The organism is Streptomyces sp. DH37, assembly GCF_029813835.1.
Lineage (GTDB): Bacteria > Actinomycetota > Actinomycetes > Streptomycetales > Streptomycetaceae > Streptomyces.
Genome location: NZ_JARVKV010000075.1, coordinates 24,299 through 31,825, shown reverse-complemented (window position 1 = coordinate 31,825; position 7,527 = coordinate 24,299). Strand labels below are relative to the sequence as shown.

8 protein-coding genes are annotated in these 7,527 nt (G+C 76.1%); 6 read left to right on the top strand and 2 right to left on the bottom strand.

The annotated features are described in order from the left end of the window. Positions 1-74: 74 nt before the first annotated feature. The 3 genes from thiE to QC029_RS26725 all read left to right on the top strand — a co-directional run bounded on the left by thiE (position 75) and on the right by QC029_RS26725 (position 2,795). Positions 75-722, top strand: coding sequence for a thiamine phosphate synthase (gene thiE, locus QC029_RS26735; protein ID WP_279558380.1), 648 nt, complete (start codon positions 75-77; stop codon positions 720-722). A gap of 152 nt (positions 723-874) precedes the next feature. Then, positions 875-1,792: a methylenetetrahydrofolate reductase [NAD(P)H] gene (gene metF, locus QC029_RS26730; protein ID WP_279558379.1), complete on the top strand. Its 918-nt coding sequence runs from the start codon at positions 875-877 to the stop codon at positions 1,790-1,792. Positions 1,793-1,814: 22 nt separating this feature from the next. Next, positions 1,815-2,795, top strand: coding sequence for a hypothetical protein (locus QC029_RS26725; RefSeq protein WP_279558378.1), 981 nt, complete (start codon positions 1,815-1,817; stop codon positions 2,793-2,795). A gap of 28 nt (positions 2,796-2,823) precedes the next feature. On the opposite strand, the gene QC029_RS26720 is transcribed toward QC029_RS26725, so the two are convergent. Beyond that, positions 2,824-4,320: an NAD(P)/FAD-dependent oxidoreductase gene (locus tag QC029_RS26720; RefSeq protein ID WP_279558377.1), complete on the bottom strand. Its 1,497-nt coding sequence runs from the start codon at positions 4,318-4,320 to the stop codon at positions 2,824-2,826. Between the two features lie 243 nt (positions 4,321-4,563). Next, positions 4,564-5,211: a TetR/AcrR family transcriptional regulator gene (locus tag QC029_RS26715; RefSeq protein WP_279558376.1), complete on the bottom strand. Its 648-nt coding sequence runs from the start codon at positions 5,209-5,211 to the stop codon at positions 4,564-4,566. Positions 5,212-5,465: 254 nt separating this feature from the next. Between QC029_RS26715 and QC029_RS26710 the strand changes: the two genes are divergently transcribed. The 3 genes from QC029_RS26710 to QC029_RS26700 all read left to right on the top strand — a co-directional run bounded on the left by QC029_RS26710 (position 5,466) and on the right by QC029_RS26700 (position 7,486). Further along, the gene (locus QC029_RS26710; protein WP_279558375.1) at positions 5,466-5,975 is read left to right on the top strand and encodes an SAV_6107 family HEPN domain-containing protein; all 510 of its coding nucleotides are present in this window, start codon (positions 5,466-5,468) and stop codon (positions 5,973-5,975) included. A 96-nt stretch (positions 5,976-6,071) separates the two neighbouring features. Then, positions 6,072-6,854, top strand: a complete 783-nt coding sequence (locus QC029_RS26705) for a methyltransferase (protein WP_279558374.1) — start codon at positions 6,072-6,074, stop codon at positions 6,852-6,854. Between the two features lie 224 nt (positions 6,855-7,078). After that, positions 7,079-7,486, top strand: coding sequence for a DUF3040 domain-containing protein (locus QC029_RS26700; RefSeq protein ID WP_279558373.1), 408 nt, complete (start codon positions 7,079-7,081; stop codon positions 7,484-7,486). Positions 7,487-7,527 lie beyond the last annotated feature (41 nt).

The following is a 7,527-nucleotide window of genomic DNA, read 5'->3' as shown; positions in this document are numbered from 1 at the left end:
ATCCACCGGCGTGCGGGTCGCGGCGCCCGACCGGGCGCCGGGGCCCGCACGCCTCGTTCCGGGGGGATTCCCGCATGGCAGCGACCGCACGCGAGCGGCTCGGCGACGCCCGTCTGTACCTGTGCACGGACGCGCGCAGGGAGCGCGGCGACCTGGCGGAGTTCCTGGACGCGGTGCTCTCCTCCGGCGTCGACGTCGTGCAGCTGCGCGACAAGGGCCTGGAGGCCGCCGAGGAGCTGGAGCACCTGGCCGTCCTCGCCGACGCCTGCCGCCGCCACGGCAGGCTGATGGCCGTCAACGACCGGGCGGACGTCGCCCACGCCGCCGGCCCGGACGTCCTGCACCTGGGGCAGGGCGACCTGCCGGTGCCGGCCGCCCGCGCGATCCTGGGCGACGACGTCCTGATCGGCCGCTCGACCCACACCGAGGCCGAGGTGGACGCGGCCCTGGCCGAGCCCGGCGTGGACTACTTCTGCACCGGCCCCTGCTGGCCCACCCCCACCAAGCCCGGCCGTCCCGCCCCCGGGCTCTCCCTGGTGCGGTACGCCGCGCGGCGGCGGCCGGAGCGGCCCTGGTTCGCCATCGGGGGGATCGACGCGTCCAACCTGGACCAGGTGCTGGAGGCCGGTGCGCGGCGGGTCGTGGTGGTCCGCGCGATCACCGAGGCGGACGATCCGGGCGCGGCCGCCGCGGACCTGGCCGCACGGCTGCGGCGGGCCTGAGCGGGTCTGAGCGGGCCCGGGCGGGTTGCGGGGGTCCCGGAGCGGCCCCGGGGGCGGCCCGCTGTCCACCCACTGGACGGCAAGCGGGCCAAGCGCGGACAAAACCCCCCGGTGATGCGGTCGGGGAACGGGGCGCCGGTTAGCCTGCCCGTATGGCCCTCGGCACCTCTTCCACCAGGACGGACCGCGCGCGCACCGTCCGCGAGCTGCTCGCCTCCGGGGAGCGCTCCTACTCCTTCGAGTTCTACGCGCCCAAGACGGAGAAGGGCGAGCGCACCCTCTGGAACGCCATCCGCCGCGTCGAGGCGGTCGCCCCCACCTTCGTGTCGGTCACCTACGGCGCCGGAGGCTCCTCCCGCGAGGGCACCGTACGGGCCACCGAGCGGATCGCCACCGAGACCACCCTCACCCCGGTCGCCCACCTCACCGCGGTGGACCACTCGGTGGCCGAGCTGCGCAACGTCATCGGCCAGTACGCGGACGCCGGCATCCGCAACATGTTCGCCGTCCGCGGCGACCCGCCCGGCGACCCCACCGGCGAGTGGGTACCGCACCCGCAGGGCATCACCTACGCCGCCGAGCTCGTCCGGCTCATCAAGGAGTCGGGGGACTTCTGCGTCGGGGTGGCCGCCTTCCCCGAGATGCACCCGCGCTCGGCGGACTGGGACAGCGACGTCCGCCACTTCGTCGACAAGTGCCGGGCCGGCGCCGACTACGCCATCACCCAGATGTTCTTCTACGCCGACGACTACCTGCGGCTGCGCGACCGGGTGGCGGCGGCGGGTTGCGACGTCCCGATCATCCCGGAGATCATGCCCGTCACGAGCGTGCGGCAGATCGAGCGGTTCGCGAAGCTGAGCAACGCGACGTTCCCCCCGGACCTGGCCGAGCGCATCCTCGCGGTGGAGCACGATCCGGCCGCTGTACGCTCGTTGGGAATCGAGTACGCCACGGAGCTGTGCGCGAGGCTGATGTCCGAGGACGTCCCCGGACTCCACTTCATCACCCTCAACCACTCCACGGCGACGCTGGAGATCTACGAGAGTCTGGGCCTGCACCGGCGGGGCTAGAAGACGGGGTGGGAGGACGTACATGGGGTGGACGCTCCTCTACATCGCGTTCGGCGGCGTCGCCGTGTGGCTGCTCGCCGAGGTGCTGCTGCAGTACAAGGCGCGGCTGCGCTGGCGGCTGCTGGCCTTCGGCGGCTTCGCGATGGTCGTCGTCGGCGTGGTGGCGCTCTCCTCGGTCGTGGTGATCGCCCTGGGGGCCGCGGCCTTCGCGGTCGGCCAGACCTTCGTCACCCTCTCCTACCGGCGCGGCTTCACCGCCGGCTGGGCGCTGGGCGGCATGCCCGGCACGAGCAGGCGCCGCCGCGAGGTGCGGCCCATGCCGCCGGAGGACGCCGACCCCCACCTGGAGGTCTCCGGCCTGGAGGTCCACGAGCCGGAGCCCCCCGCGTACCGGCCGGAGCCGATGCCCGACGACACCGGCCGGTACGGCGTCTACGAGCGGGGCGCCGGGCACGCCGAGCAGCCGCCGGAGGAGGCCCGGCAGGAGGGGTACGGCGGGCAGGAGGGGTACGGCGCCCCGTACACGACCGGCGACTACACGGGCTACCCCGGCTACGGCCAGGACGTGCAGGACGGCCAGGACGGTCAGAACGGCCAGGACGTGCAGGACGGCCGGTACGCCGGAGCGTACGGATACGGGTACGGCGACGGCGCGGGCGGCGGGCAGCAGGGACACGCCGCCTACTCCGAGGCGTACTCCGACGCCTACGCCGACCCGTACGCCGGCGTCCCCGGCGGGCCCCCGCACGACGGGCGGGACGCCGGGGGCCACACCTCCGACCCCTCCTACGCCGACGGGTACGGCACCGGCCACCCCGCCGATCCGTACGCCGGGCAGACCCCGCCCGGCGGGGTCTGGGTGCCGCAGCAGCGCGACTCCGAGCCGCGGCCCGGGCAGTACGGCGAGTACGGCGGCAGTGGGTACGGCGACGGCGCCGGGTACGGCGGGTACGACCCCTCCTCCGGCACCGGCCACCACTACGGCGAGCAGCCCCGCCACTGAGCAGCCCGCCCAGCCCGCCCCGCCCGCGTCACCGCGAGCCGCGCCAGTCGTCGCCCTCGACGACCAGCCCGGCGGCCAGCGCCCCGGACATCCCGGCGTGCGCCAGTCCGCCCCCGGGGTGCGCCGAGCCGCCCACCCGGTACAGCCCGGCCGTCCCCGTCGGATTGGCCGCCCGCAGGAACGCGCCGTCCGCCCCCGCCAGCGCGGGGGCCGGTACGGCGCCGCCGGGGGCCCCGGTCTCCCGCTCGGTGTCGGCCGGCGTGCGCACCTCGCGCCACAGCACCCGCGGGCCCAGGCCGAGCCCGGCGGCGTCCGCGGCGGCCAGCGCCTCGTCGGCGGCGCGCTCGGCCGCGCCCGGCGCCGTCCAGTCCACGTGGCCGGCGATCCCGCCGTCCCGGGCGGGCCCGCCGGCTCCCGCGCGGTGCGGCGGCACGGTCACCGACAGCACCGCCGACTCGTGCCCGGCGTCGGGGACCAGCGCCGGATCGCCGGGCCGCAGCACGGTGACGGTGCGCGTGGCGCCCCCCGGACCCGCGGTGTGCACCACCGTGCGGTGGGCGGTGCCCTCGGGCCGGCCGCCGCGCAGCGCGAGCAGCACGGTGAGCCGCCCCGCCGCGTAGCCGGGCCCGCCGTCCGCGGCGCTGGCCCGGCCGCCGTACATCGGCCGGGGGTCGATCCCGCAGACCACGGTGTCGGCGGCCACCCGCGTCCCGTCGGCCAGCTCCACCCCCGCCGCCCGGCCGCCCTCCACCACGACCCCCGACACCGCCGTGCCGAAGCGGAACTCCACTTTGCGGGCCCGGCAGCGCTCGTACACCGCGTCCGCCAGCGCGCGCATGCCCCCGCCGACGTACCAGGTGCCGAAGGTCTGCTCCAGGTAGGGCAGGACGGCCGCGCTCGCGGGGGCGAGGCGCGGATCGAGGCCGTAGGCGAGCGCGTGGCTCTCCAGCAGCGCCACCAGCCGGGGATCGCGCAGCTCGGCGCGGGCGGCCTCGGCCAGGGTGGGGGTCCGGCGGCGCAGCAGCCCGCGCCGCGGCGCGGGGTACGGGTCGCGGCCGAGCCGGGCGCGGTCCGTGGCGGCGGTCAGCGGCTCCTCCAGCAGCGGACGGCGGGTGGCCTCCCACGTCCGGCGGCCCCGCCCCAGCAAGGCGCTCCACCGCTCGCCCGCGCCCGTGCCGAGCGCGGCGTCCAGGGCCTCGACCGTCCCCGCCCGCGACCCGCCCGGCAGGCGGACGGACGTGCCGTCGGCGAAGACGTGCCGTACGGCCGGGTCCACCTCGGTCAGCCCGACGCACTCCTCCAGCGGCTCGCGGCCCGTCTTGACGAACAGGTCCCGCCAGACGGCGGGCAGGTGCAGCAGCCCCGGCCCGGTGTCGAACCCGAACCCGTCCCGCTCGTGGCGGCGCACCGCGCCGCCGTGCGTCTCCGCCCGCTCGTACACCGTCACCCGGTGGCCCGCCACGGCCAGCCGGGCGGCGGCAGCCATCGCGCCCATACCGGCGCCGATCACCACAGTCCGTGCCATGACCAGGGACTCTAGCCGGGTGGCGGTAACGGCTTCGGGGGGCCGTACGCAGAAGGGAGTGGGAGTACCTGAGTAGGGTTCTGAGTAGCCGTACGGATGGGGCTTCACCGGCGTTGACGGCAGAGTCGGAGACGACGGGAACGAGGCGTCGCACCGCCGGCACGGGGCGGCGGAGCGGCGCGGCGGCCGTCAGTGGGGGAACGCTCGGGGGATACGGGGGACGGGAGCGGGCGGTACGGCCGATCAGCCGGACCGCCCGCTTCCGCCGATCCGGCCCCGCAGCAGCAGCGACAGCGTGCCGTGCACCTCCTCCAGCGACCGCTCCGGCTGGAACACCTTCCAGTCCAGCGCCGTCACCAGCACCGTGCCGACCAGCGCCGAGGCCGCCAGGGGGACGTCGAGATCCCCGTCCGGCCCGCCGGGCTCCGCGCCGTCCGGTCCCGCATCGCCCGGTCCCGCGCCGCCGCGCAGCGCCTCCTCCACCACGGCCACGACCTGCCGCCGCACGGCCGTCAGGGTGGCGCGCCAGGCCCGGTTGGTGCGCCACAGCTCGGCGACGTAGAGCTGGGTGAAGGCCGGGCAGCGGTCGGCGAAGACCAGCCCGGCCCGGACCATCGCGTCCAGGACCTCCCCGCGCCCGCCGCCGCTGCGGGCCGCGTCGCGGGCGGCCTGCTCCAGCGAGGCGGACAGCATTCCGACGCCGTGCCGCAGCAGCGCCTCCAGCAGCCCGGTCTTGCTGGTGAAGTTGTAGTAGACCGTGCCCTTGGCGACACCGGCGCGCTCGGCGATCTCCTCCACCGTGGTGGCGGAGAAGCCCTGCTCGGCGATGAGCGTCACGGCCGCTTCGTAGAGCCTCTGCCGGGTGGCGTTCCACCGCGTGCGGCTGTCCATCCGCCGATTGTCACAGAGGGGCGGGGGCGGCGCGGGGATCCCGCCGGCGGCTCCCGGACGGCGGCCCCGCACCGCCTTGCGGCGGCCCGGGGGGCGGTGCGCCGGATGAGCCCCGGCTGGAGGCGTTTGCCCAGGTCAGGGTCGATTGTCAGTGGCATGCGCAACGATGTTCCCGATCGCGATTCCCGGTCGCGACCCGTGCACGCGAACAGCACAGCGAACAGCACAGTCAGACGACGACAGGAGGTTCGCAGATGAACGGGCCCCCGAAGGATGTCCATCCCGTGCTGCGCCGGGCCTCGGCCCCGCCTGCCGCACTCGACCTGCTCGCCCAGGCACGGCACGGCCTCGACGAGGCGGCCGGGCTGGAGCAATCCAACGACCGGTACGCCACCGCGCACCTCGCCGCCCTGCGCACCGCCGCCGCGGTGCTCGCGGTGCGCGGCCGCCCCGAGGCCACCGCACGCGCCAGACGGCGGATACGCAGCGCCTGGGAGGTCCTGCCCGAGGTGGCGCCCGAGCTGGACGAGTGGTGCAGGCTGTTCGCCGCCGGCGCGGCCAAGCGGGCCCGCGCCGAGGCGGGCATCGAGGGCGCGGCCAGCCGGCGCGACTCCGACGACCTGATACGCGACGCGGGGATGTTCCTGCGCATCGTCGAGCAGATGCTCGTGCAGCAGCCCGCGCTGCCGCTCCCCAGGGTCCGGGAGGACCCGGGGGAGCCGCGGCGGCCGGGCGGCGAGGGGCCGCGGCTGCGCGCGGGCTGAACCCCGGGGCGCGGGGGACGGGCCGCGGCGGCGCGACGGGCCGGCGACGCAATAGGCTTGGGCCAGCCACGTCCGAGCCGCCGAGGAGCGTCCGCCATGTCCCGCCCCCACGCACACTTCCGTACCGCCGTGGTCTGGGAGGTCCTGCGGGAAGCGCTCGAGGACCGGGCCAAGGCCGCCGGCCGGGGGGCGCTCGACGTCCTCGACACCGGCGGCGGCACCGGCAACTTCGCGGTGCCCGTCGCCCGGCTCGGCCACCGCGTCACCGTGGTGGACCCCAGCCCGGACGCGCTGTTCGCCCTGGAGCGGCGCGCGACGGAGGCGGGCGTGGCCGACCGGGTACGGGGCGTGCAGGGCGACGCGCACGGGCTGTTCGACGTCGCCGAGCGCGGCGGTTACGACGTGGTGCTCTGCCACGGGGTCCTGGAGTACGTCGACGACCCGGCGGAGGGCCTGCGCAACGTCACGGCCGCGCTGCGTCCCGGGGGCGGCACCCTGAGCGTGCTCGCCGCGGGGCTGGGCGGCGCGGTGCTCGCCCGTGCCCTGGCGGGACACTTCACCGAGGCCCGCCGGGCGCTGGCCGACCCCGACGGCCGGTGGGGCGGCGGCGACCCGGTGCCCCGGCGCTTCACCCCCGAACGGCTCACCTCCCTGGTCGCGGCCAACGGGCTGGAGGTCGGCGCGGTCCACGGCGTGCGGGTCTTCGCCGATCTGGTGCCGGGAGCGCTGGTGGACGCCGAGCCGGGCGCCACGGAGGCCCTGGCCCGGCTGGAGGAGGCGGTGGCCGAACTCCCCGCTTTCCGGTCCGTCGCGGCGCACCTCCACGTACTCGCGCGTACGCCCGAGGGCTCCGCGCCGCCCGCGGACGGGGTGCGGTAGGCCAGAGGCGACCCGAACGGCCGCTACCCGCCGTATGATCGAAGCACACCGTCCGGCATGACGGCACGGCGGCAGGGGAATGAGAAGCCCGACACCGCCGTCCGGCGTCCCGGTCCCGGTGGCATGAACTGGCGTAGAGGGGCGGGTTTCACGGGGGCGAATCCCTGCCTATCCTTGAAGGGTCGCATCCGGTCGCCCCCGCGACCGACGAGTAGGAGGACTCCGTGCCGCTCTCTGAGCACGAGCAGCGGATGCTCGAGCAGATGGAGCGAGCGCTGTACGCCGAAGACCCCAAGTTCGCGACAGCGCTCGAGGGAAGCGAGCTGCGCACGTACACCCGGCGACGGGTCTACCAGGCGGTCGCGGGCTTTCTGGTGGGCGTCGCGCTCCTCATGGCCGGGATGGTCGCGAAGCTGGTCATCGTCAGTGTGCTGGGCTTCCTGGTGATGCTCGGCTGTGCCGTCCTGGCGGTGACGGGCTGGCGCAAGGCTCCCAAGCCGGGTGAGCACCCCGGCGGCCGGGGCCACGACGGCGACCGCCAGTCGCACTCCCGCAAGCAGGCCAGGCCGCGCCGCTCCATGATGAACCGTATCGAGGACCGCTGGCAGCGCCGCCGGGACGAACAGCAGTAACGGTCCGCTCCACGCGCCGTCACCCCACCGGCGACGGCTCG

Coding starts and splice junctions, on each gene's coding strand:
- QC029_RS26725 (WP_279558378.1), top strand. CDS start 1,815: ATGGGGTGGACGCTCCTCTACATCGCGTTCGGCGGCGTCGCCGTGTGG.
- QC029_RS26705 (WP_279558374.1), top strand. CDS start 6,072: ATGTCCCGCCCCCACGCACACTTCCGTACCGCCGTGGTCTGGGAGGTC.
- thiE (WP_279558380.1), top strand. CDS start 75: ATGGCAGCGACCGCACGCGAGCGGCTCGGCGACGCCCGTCTGTACCTG.
- QC029_RS26715 (WP_279558376.1), bottom strand. CDS start 5,211: ATGGACAGCCGCACGCGGTGGAACGCCACCCGGCAGAGGCTCTACGAA.
- QC029_RS26720 (WP_279558377.1), bottom strand. CDS start 4,320: ATGGCACGGACTGTGGTGATCGGCGCCGGTATGGGCGCGATGGCTGCC.
- metF (WP_279558379.1), top strand. CDS start 875: ATGGCCCTCGGCACCTCTTCCACCAGGACGGACCGCGCGCGCACCGTC.
- QC029_RS26710 (WP_279558375.1), top strand. CDS start 5,466: ATGAACGGGCCCCCGAAGGATGTCCATCCCGTGCTGCGCCGGGCCTCG.